Annotated in this window: 17 protein-coding genes; 6 read left to right on the forward strand and 11 right to left on the reverse strand. The window is 63.1% G+C overall.

From position 1 onward, the window contains the following. Positions 1-279: 279 nt before the first annotated feature. A complete protein-coding gene (locus IFU00_02035; GenBank protein MBD8541059.1) occupies positions 280-1416 on the reverse strand; it encodes a hypothetical protein in 1137 nt (378 codons plus the stop codon). A gap of 7 nt (positions 1417-1423) precedes the next feature. Between IFU00_02035 and IFU00_02040 the strand changes: the two genes are divergently transcribed. Beyond that, positions 1424-1861, forward strand: a complete 438-nt coding sequence (locus tag IFU00_02040; GenBank protein ID MBD8541060.1) for a histone — start codon at positions 1424-1426, stop codon at positions 1859-1861. A gap of 114 nt (positions 1862-1975) precedes the next feature. Then, positions 1976-2506 carry a YggT family protein gene (locus tag IFU00_02045; protein MBD8541061.1) on the forward strand — a complete coding sequence of 177 codons (531 nt, stop codon included), beginning with the start codon at positions 1976-1978 and terminating at the stop codon, positions 2504-2506. 78 nt (positions 2507-2584) lie between these two features. Here the strand turns inward: IFU00_02045 and IFU00_02050 are convergent, their stop codons facing one another. From IFU00_02050 to IFU00_02085, 8 genes are all read right to left on the reverse strand, one after another. After that, positions 2585-3526 (reverse strand): carbohydrate kinase family protein, encoded by a 942-nt coding sequence (locus tag IFU00_02050; GenBank protein ID MBD8541062.1) that lies wholly within the window; start codon positions 3524-3526, stop codon positions 2585-2587. Between the two features lie 10 nt (positions 3527-3536). After that, positions 3537-4637, reverse strand: a complete 1101-nt coding sequence (locus IFU00_02055; protein ID MBD8541063.1) for a zinc-ribbon domain-containing protein — start codon at positions 4635-4637, stop codon at positions 3537-3539. 4 nt (positions 4638-4641) lie between these two features. After that, positions 4642-5601, reverse strand: a complete 960-nt coding sequence (prmA, locus tag IFU00_02060) for a 50S ribosomal protein L11 methyltransferase (protein ID MBD8541064.1) — start codon at positions 5599-5601, stop codon at positions 4642-4644. After that, positions 5598-6998: an acetyl-CoA carboxylase biotin carboxylase subunit gene (gene accC, locus IFU00_02065; protein ID MBD8541065.1), complete on the reverse strand. Its 1401-nt coding sequence runs from the start codon at positions 6996-6998 to the stop codon at positions 5598-5600. Before accC ends, prmA begins: the two co-directional genes overlap by 4 nt. 103 nt (positions 6999-7101) lie before the next feature. After that, complete coding sequence (locus tag IFU00_02070) at positions 7102-7560, reverse strand: acetyl-CoA carboxylase biotin carboxyl carrier protein (GenBank protein MBD8541066.1); 459 nt, start codon at positions 7558-7560, stop codon at positions 7102-7104. Positions 7561-7654: 94 nt separating this feature from the next. Continuing rightward, positions 7655-8086 carry a type II 3-dehydroquinate dehydratase gene (gene aroQ, locus IFU00_02075; GenBank protein ID MBD8541067.1) on the reverse strand — a complete coding sequence of 144 codons (432 nt, stop codon included), beginning with the start codon at positions 8084-8086 and terminating at the stop codon, positions 7655-7657. A gap of 132 nt (positions 8087-8218) precedes the next feature. Beyond that, positions 8219-8785, reverse strand: coding sequence for a TlpA family protein disulfide reductase (locus tag IFU00_02080; protein ID MBD8541068.1), 567 nt, complete (start codon positions 8783-8785; stop codon positions 8219-8221). Then, complete coding sequence (locus IFU00_02085) at positions 8782-9414, reverse strand: hypothetical protein (GenBank protein MBD8541069.1); 633 nt, start codon at positions 9412-9414, stop codon at positions 8782-8784. Before IFU00_02085 ends, IFU00_02080 begins: the two co-directional genes overlap by 4 nt. An 89-nt stretch (positions 9415-9503) precedes the next feature. On the opposite strand from IFU00_02085, the gene mpl reads away from it, so the two are divergent. From mpl to IFU00_02105, 4 genes are read left to right on the forward strand one after another with little or no spacing between them, the layout of a single operon-like run. Continuing rightward, positions 9504-10880 (forward strand): UDP-N-acetylmuramate:L-alanyl-gamma-D-glutamyl-meso-diaminopimelate ligase, encoded by a 1377-nt coding sequence (gene mpl, locus IFU00_02090; protein MBD8541070.1) that lies wholly within the window; start codon positions 9504-9506, stop codon positions 10878-10880. Next, entirely contained in the window at positions 10877-11506 is a 630-nt protein-coding gene (locus tag IFU00_02095; GenBank protein ID MBD8541071.1) for an alpha/beta fold hydrolase, read from the forward strand. Before mpl ends, IFU00_02095 begins: the two co-directional genes overlap by 4 nt. Then, a complete protein-coding gene (locus tag IFU00_02100) occupies positions 11503-12090 on the forward strand; it encodes a chorismate lyase (protein MBD8541072.1) in 588 nt (195 codons plus the stop codon). The genes IFU00_02095 and IFU00_02100 overlap by 4 nt, the downstream gene beginning before the upstream one ends. 2 nt (positions 12091-12092) lie before the next feature. Beyond that, positions 12093-14159, forward strand: coding sequence for an RNB domain-containing ribonuclease (locus IFU00_02105; GenBank protein ID MBD8541073.1), 2067 nt, complete (start codon positions 12093-12095; stop codon positions 14157-14159). 106 nt (positions 14160-14265) lie between these two features. On the opposite strand, the gene IFU00_02110 is transcribed toward IFU00_02105, so the two are convergent. Continuing rightward, positions 14266-14475, reverse strand: a complete 210-nt coding sequence (locus IFU00_02110) for a hypothetical protein (protein MBD8541074.1) — start codon at positions 14473-14475, stop codon at positions 14266-14268. Then, on the reverse strand, positions 14472-14945 hold the full coding sequence (locus tag IFU00_02115; GenBank protein ID MBD8541075.1) for a hypothetical protein: 474 nt from the start codon (positions 14943-14945) through the stop codon (positions 14472-14474). The genes IFU00_02110 and IFU00_02115 overlap by 4 nt, the downstream gene beginning before the upstream one ends. Positions 14946-15021: the final 76 nt, after the last annotated feature.

The raw sequence follows: 15021 nt of genomic DNA on the forward strand, positions 1-15021 counted from the left end.
CCAAACAGTATGCACGGAAGCGAAGCGAAAAGAACAAGCCGTCTTGCCTGACCAATTGCTCAGGCAAGGCGGCTTTTTCTTTTCGCACCCGCAAGGGTAGCGCTGTGACGACGCTGGAACGGTGGCCTGTCGACGTTGGCTGAAGCGCTGCAACTGTGAGGAGTTGCAGCAGTTCAGCCGGTGCCGGATTCATTGACGCATATCGATCTTCGGCATGCGTCGATGAATAACTCGCCGGTCAACAACGACCTGGCGGGTTTTAAACCCTGAGCGTATTTCTCATCGCAGATGAAGGAGAATTAAAATGGCAACCGCTAAAAAAACAGTTGTAAAGGCAGCAGTGAAGAGCGCGCCTTCGTCCACGACGAAGTCGACCGCAAAGGCTGCAGCAGAGAAACCAGTCGCGAAAAAAGCCGCGACCAAGGCCACCACCGCCAAGACCACCACGGCAAAGGCAACCACTGCCAAGACCACCACCAAGGCAGCAGCCAAACCGGCAGCCCGGGCAGTGAGCAAGCCAGCGACGAAAACCACGGCGAAACCTGTTGCAAAGAAAACCACTGCAACCAAGACCGCTGCGACCAAAACCACGGCGACCAAAACCACTGCAGCCAAAGCCGCAGTTAAATCGACCGCCAAGTCGTCCGCAAAGCCGGCAGTAAAGAAAACCGTCACCAAAACTGCAGCAAAGCCAACGGTAAACAAAACCGCCGCTAAAACTGCAGCGAAGCCGGTAACCAAGAAAGTCGCTGCCAAGTCCGCAGTGAAGCCTGCAACTAAGCCAGCAACTAAGTCGGCAACTAAAGCAACAACCAAGCCAGCAGCTAAAGCAGCAACCAAGCCGGCAGCGAAGAAAGCAGCAGCCAAACCAGCGGCAAAGAAAGCAGCAGCGAAACCTGCAGCCAAGCCAGCGGCAAAGAAAGCAGCAGCGAAACCTGCAGCCAAGCCGGCTGCAAAGAAAGCAGCAGCCAAGCCAGCAGCCAAACCTGCCGCCACGAAAACGTCGGCCAAGGCAGGCACCAAATCGCCGGCTAAATCGGCCACCAAATCGACCGCTAAATCGGCTACCAAGTCGACTGCTAAATCGGCCACCAAATCGACCACCAAGTCGGCAGCGAAATCGCCGGCCAAGTCGACCGCTAAATCAGCAGCCAAGCCGGCAGTAAAGAAAACCGCCGCCAAGCCAGCCGCTAAAACGACGACCAAAGCTGCGGCCAAGCCGGTCACCGCAAAAGCGGGCACCAGCAAGGCAGCCGCCAAGCCAGTCGCCAAAAAAGCGGCCACGACCAAAGCAACGGCAAAGCCGGCAGCGCAAAAAGCAACGGTGACCAAAACCGCAGCCAAACCGGCTGTCACCAAAACCGCTGCTGCCAAGCCAGCCGCTAAAAAAGCGACCACCACCAGCGCCGCGGCCAAACCAGCCGTGACCAAAGCTGCCGCGACCACGACCGCTGCTGCCAAGCCTGCTGCTACCAAAACGGCCGCCGTCAAGCCAGCTGTCACCAAGACTGCTGCGACCAAGACCGTCGCCACCAAGCCAGCCGCCACCAAGCCAGCAGCCGCGAAGCCGGACATGAAAGCCGACATCAAGGCCGACATCAAAGCTGACACCAAGCCGGAAGTCAAAGCCGACGCGAAGGCTGACGTCAAAGCCGATGCAAAAGCAGACGCGAAAGTGGACAGCAAGGCCGACGCCAAGCCAGAAGCGAAGAAGCCAGCCGCCAAGAAGGCAGCGACCAAGCCGGCAGCGGCTGATGCGAAAGCGGGCGACACGCCTGCAGCCGCACCGGCAGCGACCACTGCAGCAAAAAGCGTGATCGCGCCAACCGCCTGGCCATTCCCGACCAGCAGCCGTCCGTAATCGCAAACGTCCCTGCCTGCCGCGCGTCTTGCGCAGCATGGCAAGTGGGGCGCGCTTCAGGCACAATGCCGCTGTGTGATCCTTCGCACAGCGGTTTTTTTTTGAGGAGAGTCCGTGCTGTCCATTCTTCAGTTTATCGTCGATATCGTTGCAGGCCTGCTGGGTGGGGTGCTGTTGCTGCGCTTCTGGACGAATGCCATCCGCGTGCGTCTTCCCGACCAGATTCGCCAGTTCGTCCATACCATCACCGACTGGCTGGTCATGCCGCTGCGGCGCGTGGTGCCCGGTACCCGCGGCTACGACTGGGCAAGCCTCATCGGCGCCTTCCTGGTGGTCCTTCTGGCCAGCACGGTGCTACTGCTGGCCGGCGCCAGCGGCGAGACGATGCTGCTGTACGCGCTGCATCGCTTCCTGACGTGGATCCTGTACGGCTTCATGGCGCTGTTGATCATCGAAGCGGTCTTCAGCTGGGTCAATCCCAATGCGCCGCTGGCGCCGTTCGTGCACGCGCTCAATCAGCCATTGCTGCAGCCGATCCGGCGCGTCGTCAAGCCGATCGGCGGCATGGACCTGTCCGTGCTGGTGGCGCTCGTGCTGATCCAGATCCTGCTGTTCGTGCTGCGGCAGGTGTTCGGCTACGTTTGAACCACCCGACCGTAAAAAAGGCCTCTGCATGCAGAGGCCTTTTTTTATGTCCCGAGCGGCGCCAGCGGCGCCTTCGTTTTAGCGGAACTTGCTGCCAAACGCCTGCTCGAACTGCGCGTCGAATTCCTGCGGCGTGAAGTGGTGGTTCTGGCCACCGGCCGAGGCGATCTTGATCGCGCCCAGCAGGCTGGCGATGCGCCCGCTCGTGGCCCAGTCCAGATCATTGGTGATGCCGAACAGCAGGCCCGCACGGTAGGCGTCGCCGCAGCCGGTCGGGTCGACCACGTTGGTGGCCGTCACGGCTGGAATCTTGATGTGCTCGCCGTTTGCGTAGATGTCCGAACCGGCCTCGCCGCGCGTGATGATCAACGCCTCCAGGCGCGCCGCGATGTCGGCATGGCTCAGGCCCGTGCGGTCCATGACCATCTCGAATTCGTAGTCATTGCACGCCAGGTAGCTGGCCTGGCCGATGAACGTGATCAGTTCTTCGCCCGAGAACATCGGCAGTTGCTGGCCCGGATCGAACATGAACGGCACCTTCTGTTCGGCGCAGTCGCGCGCGTGCTTGATCATGCCGTCGCGGCCGTCGGGCGAGATGATCGCCACGCGGATCGCGCCCTGGTCGGCGACGTTGTTCTGGTTCGAGTATTCCATCGCGCCCGGGTGGAAGGCGTTGATCTGGTTGTTGTCCTGGTCGGCCGTCACGAAGCATTGCGCGGTGTAGGCCTCGGGGATCGTGCGGATGCCGCGCGTCTCGAGTCCCTGTTCCTGCATGCGCTTGAGGTAGTCGCCGCCATCCTGGCCCAGGGTGCCCATCATCAGGGGCTCGCCGCCCAGCTGCTTGAGGTTGTAGGCGATATTGGCCGCGCAGCCGCCGTATTCGGTGCGCAGCGTCGGCACCAGGAACGACACGTTCACGCGGTGCAGCTGGTCGGCCAGCAGCGTGTCGCCGAAGCGGCCGTGGTACTGCATGATTTTGTCGAACGCGAGCGAGCCGCAGATCAGGGCGGTTTTGGTCATGGTGAGGCTTTCATGGATAGAACACTGCGATGTGGTAGCCGGACGGCTCTGCGCCCTCCAGCCTGAAATGGATGCGCACCTGCTGCTCGCCGCGTGCGGCGAACCCGGTGGGCGCGGCAGCGGCGGCGCCGGCGTAATCGCGCGGGGCGAACACGCGGCGTACCAGCGGCTTGTCGTCAAGGTCGTTCAGCGTCAGTTCGAGGCTGGGCCAGGCCAGCGCCATGTCGCCCTGGTTGCGCAGCACGGTGCTGAAGGTATAGGCGTTGCCGCCCAGCGTGATGAGTTCACCGGTCTCGATCACCAGCTGCTCCGGCCGCGCCGGCAGGTTGACGCTGCAGCCGAGGAGGGCGCAGGTCGAGACCAGCGCCGGACGCAGGCCCGGATGGCGCGCCGCCAGCACGTCGCGAAAGCTCACCGCTGCCTGCAGGACCAGCACAATCAGCAGCAGCACGCTGCCGACGGCCAGCGCGATGCGCGTCGTCTTGCTGGAAGCTTCGCGCTGGCGTGTGCTGCGCACGAACTCGGGTTCATCGATGTCCGGCTTCGGCTTTGGCGGCGGTGGTGGTGGTTTGAGCGCGTCGTCGATGCGCGGCGGTGCGGCCTTGACGCGGCGCGCGCGTGCTTCGGCGGCGCGGTTGCGCGGCGAGGCAGGAACGCTGGATGCGATCGGCGGCGAACCGCCCGACGATTCACGCAGCAGCAGGGTCGGCGGGCCGATCGAGTCTGCCGTGTGTTCGCGGCTTGGCTCGGGCGCGGGGAGGGTGTCCGGTTCGGGTGTTGATACCGGCGCCGGTTCGGGCGTTGATGCCGGCGCCGGTTCTGGTTCCTGCTGCGCGACCGGTTCGCTCACCGGTTCGCTTACCGGTGCTAGCGTCTCGACCGGCGTCTCGTCAACGGGAGGGGAAGAAGTAGTGGGAGATTCGTCGGCCGCCGCGTCGGCAGGCACCGCAACAACCGGTGCAGGCCCGGCCGCCAGATCGATCAGCGCGCTGTTCCCGTCAAAAATCTGCTGGCATGCGCCACAACGCACGATGCCCCCACGCAGCTTGAGCTGGTCCGCGGCGACGCGGAACTGCGTGCCGCAGTGGGGGCATTGTGTGGCGAGCGCCATGCCTTTATCCGGCAGTGGCAGTGGCAGTGCGTGCCGGCGGTGTGTCCTGGCCCAGCGTGCCGTGCAGGGCAACCCAGCCATCCTGCTCGGCCCAGACGCCCAGCTTGATGAATGGCGCATAGGCTGCAGCCACTTCGTCGGCCTGGCGTGCCAGTACGCCCGACAGCACGAGCGAACCGCCATCGGCCACGCGGCCAGCCAGCATCGGCGCCATCAGCTTCAATGGGCTCGACAGGATGTTGGCCACGACGATGTCGAACTTGCCGCCGGCATGGCGTTCATTGCCGGAAGCAGCAAACGTGTCAGGCAGGTAGAAGTCGATGGCGACGTTGTTGCGCTCGGCGTTGGCGCGCGCCGATTCGATCGCCTGCGGATCGATGTCGACACCGGCCACGTCCTGCGCGCCCAGCTTCTTGGCCACCATCGCCAGGATGCCCGAACCGCAGCCGTAGTCCAGCACCGACTTGCCCGGTGCAGGATGGGCTTCGAGCCACTCCATGCACAGGCGCGTCGTCGGATGGCTGCCGGTGCCGAAGGCCAGGCCCGGGTCCAGCTCGAGGATCAGGCCGTTCGGGTCTGGCGCCACGTGCCAGCTCGGCACGACCCAGATATTGGTGCCGATGTGGATCGGCTCGAACTGCGACTGCGTCAGGCGCACCCAGTCGGCGTCTTCCACCTTGCGGGTGGTGAACGCCGGCACGACGGGCAGGTTGATCGCTTGCGCGGCCTCGGTGACGATCGCCAGCTGGTCGGCATCCGCATCGGTCAGTGCGACGACGCGGCTGTGGTCCCAGGCCGCTTCGGTCGGCTCCATGCCCGGCTCGCCGAACAGCGGCTTTTCGTCCTCAGTGCCTTCGTCGGCGTCTTCCACCGACACCGACAGCGCGCCGGCTTCCATCAGGGCGTCCGACAGCGCTTCGGCGTGTTCACGCGCCAGTTCGATGACGACTTCAGTCCAGCTCATTCGTTCACCTTGACTTCCGATTTGGCCGACAGCGCGGTTTCCTTCGGCAGATCGGGCTTGGCGGCCAGTTTCTGCTCCAGGTAGTGAATGTTGGTGCCGCCTTCGATGAAGCGGGCGTCGACCATCAGTTCGCGGTGCAGCGGAATATTGGTCAGGATACCCTCGACCACCATTTCGGACAGCGCGATCTGCATGCGGCGAATCGCCTGCTCGCGCGTGGCGCCATACGCGATGACCTTGCCGATCATCGAGTCGTAGTGCGGCGGCACGTAGTAGCCGGCGTACGAGTGCGAGTCGACGCGGATGCCAGGGCCACCCGGCGGATGCCAGCTGGTGATGCGGCCCGGCGACGGCGTGAACTTGAACGGGTCTTCGGCATTGATGCGGCACTCGATCGAGTGGCCCGACAGCATGATGTCGCGCTGGCGGAAGCGCAGCTTTTCGCCGCAGGCGATGCGGATCTGTTCCTGGACGATGTCGATCCCGGTGATCATCTCGGTGACCGGATGCTCGACCTGGATACGCGTGTTCATTTCGATGAAATAGAACTCGCCATTCTCGTACAGGAATTCGAAGGTGCCGGCGCCGCGGTAGCCGATCTTGCGGCAGGCTTCGGCGCAGCGGTCACCGATCTTTTCGATCAGCTTGCGCGGGATGCCCGGCGCCGGTGCTTCTTCGATGACCTTCTGGTGGCGGCGCTGCATCGAGCAATCGCGCTCGCCGAGCCAGACGGCGTTTTTGTGTTCGTCGGCCAGGATCTGGATTTCCACGTGACGCGGATTTTCCAGATACTTCTCCATATAGACTTCCGGATTGCCGAACGCGGCGCCGGCTTCGGTCTTGGTCATCGCCACGGCGTTGATCAGGGCCGCTTCGGTGTGCACCACGCGCATGCCGCGTCCGCCACCACCGCCGGCAGCCTTGATGATCACCGGGTAGCCGACGCGGCGCGCCGTCTGCACGATTTCTTTCGGGTCGTCCGGCAAGGCGCCGTCCGAGCCTGGCACGCACGGCACGCCGGCGCGGATCATGGCCTGCTTGGCCGAGACCTTGTCGCCCATCAGGCGGATCGATTCGGAACGCGGGCCGATGAAGACGAAGCCCGACTTCTCGACGCGCTCGGCGAAGTCGGCGTTTTCGGACAGGAAGCCGTAGCCCGGGTGGATCGCTTCGGCGTCGGTCACTTCGGCCGCGCTGATGATCGCGGGCATGTTCAGATAGCTGAGGCTCGATTGCGCCGGGCCGATGCAGACCGACTCGTCCGCCAGTTTCACGTACTTGGCGTCCTTGTCGGCCTCGGAGTGCACGACGACCGTCTTGATGCCCAGCTCGCGGCAGGCGCGCTGGATACGCAGCGCGATTTCACCACGGTTGGCGATGAGGATTTTTTCAAACATGGTTGGTCCGGTGGTTCAGTGAAAACCGGCGCAGCTGAAAGACAAGCGGCGCCGGACACGTCATGGGTGAGCTGGTGGCAGGACTGCCGCCCAGCTTGAGGCTTTAGCCAATCACGAACAGCGGCTGGCCGAATTCGACCGGCTGGCCGTTTTCCACGAGGATCTTGGTGACAACGCCCGAGACATCGGCGTCGATTTCATTCAGGAGCTTCATCGCTTCGATGATGCACAGCGTTTCGCCTTCCTTGATGTTCGAGCCCACTTCGACGAACGCCGCAGCGCCCGGTGCGGACGAACGGTAGAAGGTACCCACCATCGGCGACTTGACGACGTGGCCGGTTGGCTCGGGAGCCACGACCGGTGCTGCAGCGACAGGCGCAGCAGCCGGGGCTGGCGCCGCGAACTGTTGCACGCCTTGTTGCGGCATCATCATCATCTGGCCTTGGCCAACAGCGGACGACTTGACGATGCGGACCTTGCTTTCGCCTTCGGTGACTTCGAGCTCGGCGATGTCCGATTCAGCGACCAGGTCGATCAAGGTCTTGAGTTTTCGTAGATCCATGTGAAACCCCTTGGAATTATTCGTTTTAGAGAGCAGGCCGGCGCGTCCAACAGGCCGCGCAGCCGCTGATACATGAAGTTGACGTAGATTAACGCTATTTAAGTGCGAAGTCGATGGCAAACCTGTATCCGTCGGGCCCCAGTCCGCAGATCACGCCACGCGCGATGCCGGAGAGATAGGAATGCTGCCGGAACGATTCGCGGGCATGCACGTTCGACACGTGCACCTCGACGAATGGAATGGCCACCGACGCGAACGCATCGCGCAGTGCTACGCTGGTATGGGTCAAGCCACCAGGATTGATCACGATAAAATCCACGCCTTCGGTGCGTGCGGCGTGGATGCGATCGATCAGGGCGCCCTCATGGTTGCTCTGGAAATGCTCCAGTGCTGCGCCGGCGTTCGTGGCTTGTGCAACTGCTGCGTTCTCGATGTCGGCCAGTGTCGTCGTGCCGTACACCGCAGGCTCGCGCGTCCCCAATAAATTGAGGTTGGGGCCGTTGAGAAGCAGTAGCTTTTTCGCCATAATGAGAGTCTGGTAGCCCGAAAGTCAGGCATTGTGCCGCCTAGCTCGGCTGTTGGCAAGCGGTAAAATTGCTGGTGTTTAGCCGAAATTGGCCGCAATTGCAAATCGTACGATCGTTCGATAAAAGCGCGATCAACCCTTCAATTTGGCCAGGTCAGCGCGCAATTCGTCGAACTTGAGCTTGCCAATATACGTCTTGAGCACTTGTCCGTCGGCGCCGATCAGCACAGTGTACGGCAAGCCGCCCATCGTGTTGCCCAATTCCTTCGACAGCTCGGTCCCGCCCATGCCGGCCACGTAGAGTGGATAGGCAATCTGGTGCTTGGCGGCGAATTCGCTCATATTGGTTGGCGAATCGATGCCGATGCCGATCACATTGAAATGCTTGCCCTTGTCTTCGCCTGCCAGATGCGACAGCTCCGGCATTTCCTGCACGCACGGACCGCACCAGGTGGCCCAGAAATTCACCAAGAGGGGCTTGCCCTTCCACTGGGCCAGCGGCTGCGGTTCGCCTGCCAGGTTGTTGAGCGACTGCGCATACAGATTGGTGACGGCATTGGTCACTGCGCCAGCGCCGGCAGCCGTACTGATCTGGGGGGAGGCCGGTGCCGGCGCCTTCTTGTAGAGCGCGACAACGGCGCCCATCACGCCGAACAGCGCGGCCACTGCCACATAGGTGGCCAGATGTTTCTTGTTCATTCGTTCTGTTCCAGTGTTGAGTCGGCAGCGATCAGCGCGCGCAGGCCGGCAGCGTCGAGACGTTGCGGGCGGCCATCCGCGCGCGGCTTGAGCGCGCCGCGCAGGTCTTGGTATTCAAACAATTGCGCATGCACAGTTTCCTTCATCCACGGGAAACTGACAGTCTCGACGGGCGCATGGCGCCCCCCCTTGAAATGCGGGGTTTCCGAGATCTCGATATTAACATTGCGATTCAACAGATAGATCTGCACTTCTTTCGCGCTGTCGGCGAACAGTTGCAGGTGGATATCGTCGTGCTCGCCGGCCGTGCCTTGCAGCACCGGGCCGGTGATATAGGGATTGAAGTCGGCCAGCGCCTCCATCACCTGCAGCGCCGTGGCGCGCAATTGCGCCAGGCGCTCGCTGTGGTCCGGGCCGCCGAACAGTGCCAGGTACTTGCGCACTTCATCTTCGACCTGGATGTCGTCGGGCATCATATTCGGGACAGGCTGGTTCACGCCGAGCACCTGGCGGGCCGCCTTGCGGCGCGCGGTATCGATGTCGGCGCCATCCTGGGCAACCATGCGCGCAGCCACAAGGGCGATCTCGGCGCGCAATTGAATGAGATCGTTGTTCAAGTTCGGCATCATGATCCAGATCATACTCTGAACCTTAATTTGGCAGCGCCTCGGGTAGAATCCCGGTTTCGTCCATTTACATCGCACCAGCGCACCTTCCCATGCACATTCATATTCTCGGCATTTGCGGCACCTTCATGGGTGGCCTGGCGGTCCTGGCCAAGGAAGCCGGTCACCGCGTGACCGGTTGTGACGTCAACGTCTATCCACCGATGAGCACGCAGTTGCAAGCCCAGGGGATCGAGCTGATCCAGGGCTACGGCCCGGAGCAGGTGTCGCTGAATCCCGATCTGTATGTGGTCGGCAATGTCATGACGCGCGGCAATCCGCTGATTGAGGAAATCCTGAACCGCGGCTTGCCCTATATGTCGGGGCCGCAGTGGATCGGCGAGCATATCCTGCGCGAAAAATGGGTGCTGGCCGTGGCCGGTACGCACGGCAAGACGACCACGACCTCGATGCTGGCCTGGATCCTGGAAGATGCCGGCTATGCGCCGGGTTTCCTGATCGGCGGCGTGCCGATGAACTTCGGCGTCTCGGCGCGCTTGCATGGCGACAAGCCATCGGACTTCTTCGTCATCGAAGCCGATGAATACGACACGGCGTTCTTCGACAAGCGCAGCAAGTTCGTGCACTACCACGCCAAGACGGCCGTGCTGAACAACCTGGAATACGACCACGCCGACATCTTCCCCGACATCGGCGCCATCGAAACCCAGTTCCACCACCTGGTGCGTACCGTGCCGGGCGTGGGGCGCCTGGTGGTCAATGGCGATGAAGCATCGATCGGGCGCGTGCTCAAGCGCGGTTGCTGGAGTGAGAAGGAGAGCTTTGGCGGCGCCGATGGCGTCGACTGGACGATGGTCGAGCATCCGGGTGGCGCGAGCTTCGACGTCATCTTCAAGGGCGCGCCGCAAGGCACCGTGCACTGGGACCTGACCGGCAAGCACAACCGCTCGAACGCGCTGGCCGCGATTGCCGCCGCGCGCCACGTCGGCGTGCCGGTCGCGCAGGCCATCGAATCGCTGGCCCGCTTCGAGAACGTCAAGCGCCGCATGGAAGTGCGCGGCGTGGTCAACAACATTACCGTTTACGACGACTTCGCCCACCACCCGACGGCCATTGCCACCACGGTCGGCGGCCTGCGCCAGAAGCTGGGCGCGCAAGGTTCCGGCCGCATCCTGGCCGTGCTCGAGCCGCGCTCGAACACGATGAAGCTGGGCGCGATGAAGGATGCGCTGCCGGGCAGCCTGAAGGATGCCGACCTGGTGTTCGGCTTCGGCAGCCAGCAGGCGCTGGGCTGGTCGCTGGCCGATGCGTTCAAGCCGATGGGGACGATCGCGCACAGCTTCGACCAGATCGACTATATGGTGCAGGCCATCGTGCAGCAGGCGCAGCCGGGCGACCATATCCTGGTCATGAGCAATGGCGGCTTCGGCGGTGTGCACCAGAAGCTGCTGGACGCGCTGGCCCTATGACGTCGGCGCCGGCTTTGCCACCGTACCTTCTGTATTTGCACGGCTTTCGCTCGTCGCCCAAATCGATGAAGGCGCGCGTCATGCAGGCGGCGCTCGAGGAGCGCGGCTTGCTGGATCGCCTGATCTGCCCGCAATTGCCGGCGTCGCCCAAGGCCGCGTTCGCGCTGGCGCTGGACCTGGCCGCGCAGCACGCACCGGGCAATCTCGCGATCGTCGGCTCGTCGCTGGGCGGCTTCTATGCGTGTGCGCTGGCCGAGCGCCTGGGCGTGCCGGCGGTCGTCATCAATCCGTCGGTCGACCCGACCCGTAACCTCGAACACCACGTGGGCGTGACGACCAACTGGCATTCGGACGAACCGTTCGAGTTTCGCCCCGAGTACATCGATGAACTCAAGGCACTGCGCGTCGCGGCCATCACGCAGCCCGAGCGCTATTTTTTGCTGGCGGCCACGGGCGACGAAGTGCTCGACTACCGGGACATGGTGGCGCACTACGCCGGCGCGCGCCAGCACGTGATCTACGGCAGCGACCATGCGGTGTCGGAGTTTCCCATCTATGTCGATGAGGTGCTGGCGTTTTGCGGCATGGACGTCGACGGCCCCGCAGCTGGAGACCCGGCGCAGTGAGGAACCGTTCGCTGCGCCTGGCCGCCTGGCAGCCGCATGCGCGCGCCGTGCGTGCTTCTCCACCAATGCACGACTGGCTCGTCACGCCCGGTTCGCTGACCGCGCGCCTGGTCGCCAGCAGCGACGCGTTCCGCGTGCGCCGCCTGCACCAGCACAGTGCCGTGTGCCTGGCCGACGAAGCGGCGGCGATTGGCCTGGCGCGACCACAGCGCGTCTGGGAACGCGAAGTGCTTCTCGTCTGCGACGGCACGCCGGTGGTCTTTGCGCACACGGTCGTGCCGCCCGATGCCGACGCGAGCGACTGGCCGCTGTTTTCGGCGCTGGGCGAACGCTCGCTCGGCTCGACCCTGTTTTACGATCCGCTCGTGCGGCGCGGATCACTTGAATTTGCGCGCCTGGGCGCCGACCATCCGCTCGTGCGCCGTGCGCACGCGGCCATTGGCGGCGCAGGCGCCCAACAGCCGATTTACCATGCGCGGCGCTGCGTCTATCGCCGCCGTCAAGGCCTGCTCCTGGTCACCGAGGTATTCTTGCCGGCGGTGCTCAGCCTGGGAGTGGGCGCAACCACGAACAACACAGAATAATCATGAATGTATTTTTTGAGGAATCGGGCGACTTCAAGGTCGGCGCCATCCTGTCGCAAGCCGGCGAGGCATACCAGGTCGAACTGGCCAGCGGCAAGCGCACCAAGGTCAAGACGCGCGACGTGCTGCTGCAATTTGAAAAGCCCAGCCCGCAAGAGCTGATGGACGCGGCCAAGGCCGTGGCGGCGGACGTCGACCTCGAGTTCCTGTGGGAAGTCGCGGGCGAAGAAGAATTCGGCTTTGCCGAGCTGGGCGCCGAATACTTCGGCCACGCGCCGCTGCCGCACGAAGCGGCCGGCCTCGTGCTGACGCTGCACGGCTCGCCCATCTACTTCTACAAGAAGGGCCGTGGCCGCTACAAGGCCGCGCCGGAAGCGTCGCTCAAGGCCGCGCTGGCCGGCATCGAAAAGAAAAAACAGCAGGCCATCATCCAGGCCGGCTATGTCGATGAGCTGAAAGCCGGCAAGCTGCCCGAATCGATGCAGCCGCTCGTGCACCAGCTGCTGTTCAAGCCGGACAAGAACACGATCGAATACAAGGCATTCGAGGCCGCGGCCAATGAGCTGCAGACCAACCCGGCACGCCTGATGCTGGACGTCGGCGGGCTGGCCTCGCCCAAAGACCTGCACATGGGCCGCTTCCTGTTCGAGAACTTCCCGCGCGGCGCCGGCTTTGCGCCAGTGGACGTGCCAACAGCGCCGACCGACCTGCCACGCGCCGACGTTGCCGCGTTCTCGATCGATGACGTGACCACGACCGAGATCGACGATGCGTTCTCCGTCGTCAAGCTGGACGATGGCACCGTGCGCGTGGGTATCCACATCGCCGCGCCGGGTCTGGCCGTGCGTCCGGACGATGCAATCGACAAGATCGCCCGCGCGCGCATGTCCACCGTGTACATGCCGGGCGACAAAATCACGATGCTGCCGGACGAGGTGGTCAACGCATTCACGCTGGCCGAGGGCAATGATTGCCCGGCGCTGTCGCTGTACGCCGTACTCAATCCCGAAGACTGGAGCGTCATCTCGACGACCACACGCGCCGAGCTGGTGCCGATCAAGAGCAATCTGCGCCACAACGACCTGGATGATCTGGTCAATGAAGAAACGCTGGCCAGCGGCGAGGGTGAGTATCCGCACAAGGAAGAACTGGGCCAGTTATGGCAGTGGGCCTTGCAGCTGGAAGCCGGCCGCATGGCAAAGCGCGAAGCCTTTGGCCTCAAGCCAGAGCAAGCCAACCGCATGGACTTCAATTTCTACGTCGAGGACGACGTGGTCTCGATCGTGCGCCGCAAGCGGGGCGCGCCGCTGGACAAGATCGTCGCCGAACTGATGATCTTTGCCAACAGCACCTGGGGCAAGCTGCTGCACGACTCGGGCGTGCCGGGCATCTACCGCTCGCAAGGGCCGGGCGCCGGCGGCTGGGCCGCCAAGATGCAGGTGCGCATGGTCACGCACGCCGCGCCGCACCAGGGCCTGGGAGTGGACCAGTACGCATGGAGCACGTCGCCGCTGCGCCGCTATACCGACCTGGTCAACCAGTGGCAGATCATCGCGGCGGCCGAAAACGGCGTCACGGCGCCGCTCGTCGCGCCATTCAAGCACCGCGATGCGACGCTGTTCTCGATTGTGTCGAGCTTCGACGCGGCGTACGCGGCCTACAACGAGTTCCAGCAGAACATGGAGCGCTACTGGTGCCTGCGCTGGCTGGGGCAGGAGGGCGTCAAGATGGTCGACGCCGTCGTGCTCAAGGACGAACTTGTGCGCCTGACCGACGTGCCGCTGGTGGTGCGCCTGCCGGGCATGTCGCAGGTGGCGCGCGGCGCGCAGGTCAAGCTCGACATCGTCCGCTGGGACGAGATCGAACTGAACCTCGAGGCGCGTTTGCTGGAAGTGGCAAGCGCCGCGCCGGATGCGGCCATCGCCGATGAAGAGGACACGGAAGCCGACACCGGCGAAGCAGCAGCGGCCGAAGCGGTGGAGGCGGAAGGCGCGGTTGCCGTGGTGGACACGGCTGACGTGACGGAGCCAGCGTCATCAGCGACGCCGTCCAGTACCTCGGCACCATAATGGATTTGGCGAAAGAAGCCGAAGGAATGAACGGCATCTGAAGCCGCAGGCTCTGTGGGCCGTTGGCAAGGAGACTGAGTGCGGGATTTTGCAGGCCGCCCGCCTCTCAGGCTTCCAGCCTGCGCCCTCGTAGCCACCACGCCAACGGCGCAATGACACCCGCAACGACGGATGGGTAGAAGATCAGCGCGAACGCCTTGTCAATGCTGATAGTCTGAGCGAAGAGGAAGATCGCCAGCCAGACAAGTACCGCAACTGAAAGGGTCGAGCCAATTGCGATCAGCAGGTATTTCAAGGTACTGAGGATGGCTTTCATGGTTTGAATGGTTCCATTGATGGACAATTGAAATATTGGCCCGCTTTGCTGCCCCCAGCCCGTACAACTTCCTCGACAAATGACGCGCAGTTTTGAGGAAGCATCAGCCACAACCATCGCTTTGCGAGTAGCTCTTCCAGCTTCCTGTGTGCGCCTGCAGGGTCGGGGATGGACACGACCCAGCGTCGAATCTCTCTTTTGCCGTTCTCCTTCAAATAGCGCAGGTAACCGTTCTGCGTCATGATCTTCGGTTTGTTGTTCAACCCCGCTATGTGGAAGTACAGGCCGCCGCCCGTATGCAACAGGGCATGACCGCAGAAGTTGGCAGAAGTGCCCGTGACGACGACAGCGCAGCAGTGCTTGAAGTCCGACGGTCTGATGACGTTATGAACCATGACATCACCGTCGTAGGGTACGGGCTGAGGTTTGTTGGCGTTCGCCTGGATGGCGCTATTGGTGGCACGGCCCATTTCAGCACTCCTTGTTGGCTGCACAATTCTGCGACAGGATTTGATTGCGGTGCTTTTCGTCCGAGGGTTCGTCGGT

The organism is Oxalobacteraceae sp. CFBP 8761 (assembly GCA_014841595.1).
Lineage (GTDB): Bacteria > Pseudomonadota > Gammaproteobacteria > Burkholderiales > Burkholderiaceae_D > Telluria.

What these genes read in the sequence shown, in the direction of transcription:
- mpl (MBD8541070.1), top strand. Translation starts at nt 9,504, where the DNA reads ATGCACATTCATATTCTCGGCATTTGCGGCACCTTCATGGGTGGCCTG.
- IFU00_02055 (MBD8541063.1), bottom strand. Translation starts at nt 4,637, where the DNA reads ATGGCGCTCGCCACACAATGCCCCCACTGCGGCACGCAGTTCCGCGTC.
- IFU00_02085 (MBD8541069.1), bottom strand. Translation starts at nt 9,414, where the DNA reads ATGATGCCGAACTTGAACAACGATCTCATTCAATTGCGCGCCGAGATC.
- IFU00_02050 (MBD8541062.1), bottom strand. Translation starts at nt 3,526, where the DNA reads ATGACCAAAACCGCCCTGATCTGCGGCTCGCTCGCGTTCGACAAAATC.
- IFU00_02095 (MBD8541071.1), top strand. Translation starts at nt 10,877, where the DNA reads ATGACGTCGGCGCCGGCTTTGCCACCGTACCTTCTGTATTTGCACGGC.
- accC (MBD8541065.1), bottom strand. Translation starts at nt 6,998, where the DNA reads ATGTTTGAAAAAATCCTCATCGCCAACCGTGGTGAAATCGCGCTGCGT.
- IFU00_02110 (MBD8541074.1), bottom strand. Translation starts at nt 14,475, where the DNA reads ATGAAAGCCATCCTCAGTACCTTGAAATACCTGCTGATCGCAATTGGC.
- aroQ (MBD8541067.1), bottom strand. Translation starts at nt 8,086, where the DNA reads ATGGCGAAAAAGCTACTGCTTCTCAACGGCCCCAACCTCAATTTATTG.
- IFU00_02070 (MBD8541066.1), bottom strand. Translation starts at nt 7,560, where the DNA reads ATGGATCTACGAAAACTCAAGACCTTGATCGACCTGGTCGCTGAATCG.
- IFU00_02105 (MBD8541073.1), top strand. Translation starts at nt 12,093, where the DNA reads ATGAATGTATTTTTTGAGGAATCGGGCGACTTCAAGGTCGGCGCCATC.
- prmA (MBD8541064.1), bottom strand. Translation starts at nt 5,601, where the DNA reads ATGAGCTGGACTGAAGTCGTCATCGAACTGGCGCGTGAACACGCCGAA.
- IFU00_02115 (MBD8541075.1), bottom strand. Translation starts at nt 14,945, where the DNA reads ATGGGCCGTGCCACCAATAGCGCCATCCAGGCGAACGCCAACAAACCT.
- IFU00_02080 (MBD8541068.1), bottom strand. Translation starts at nt 8,785, where the DNA reads ATGAACAAGAAACATCTGGCCACCTATGTGGCAGTGGCCGCGCTGTTC.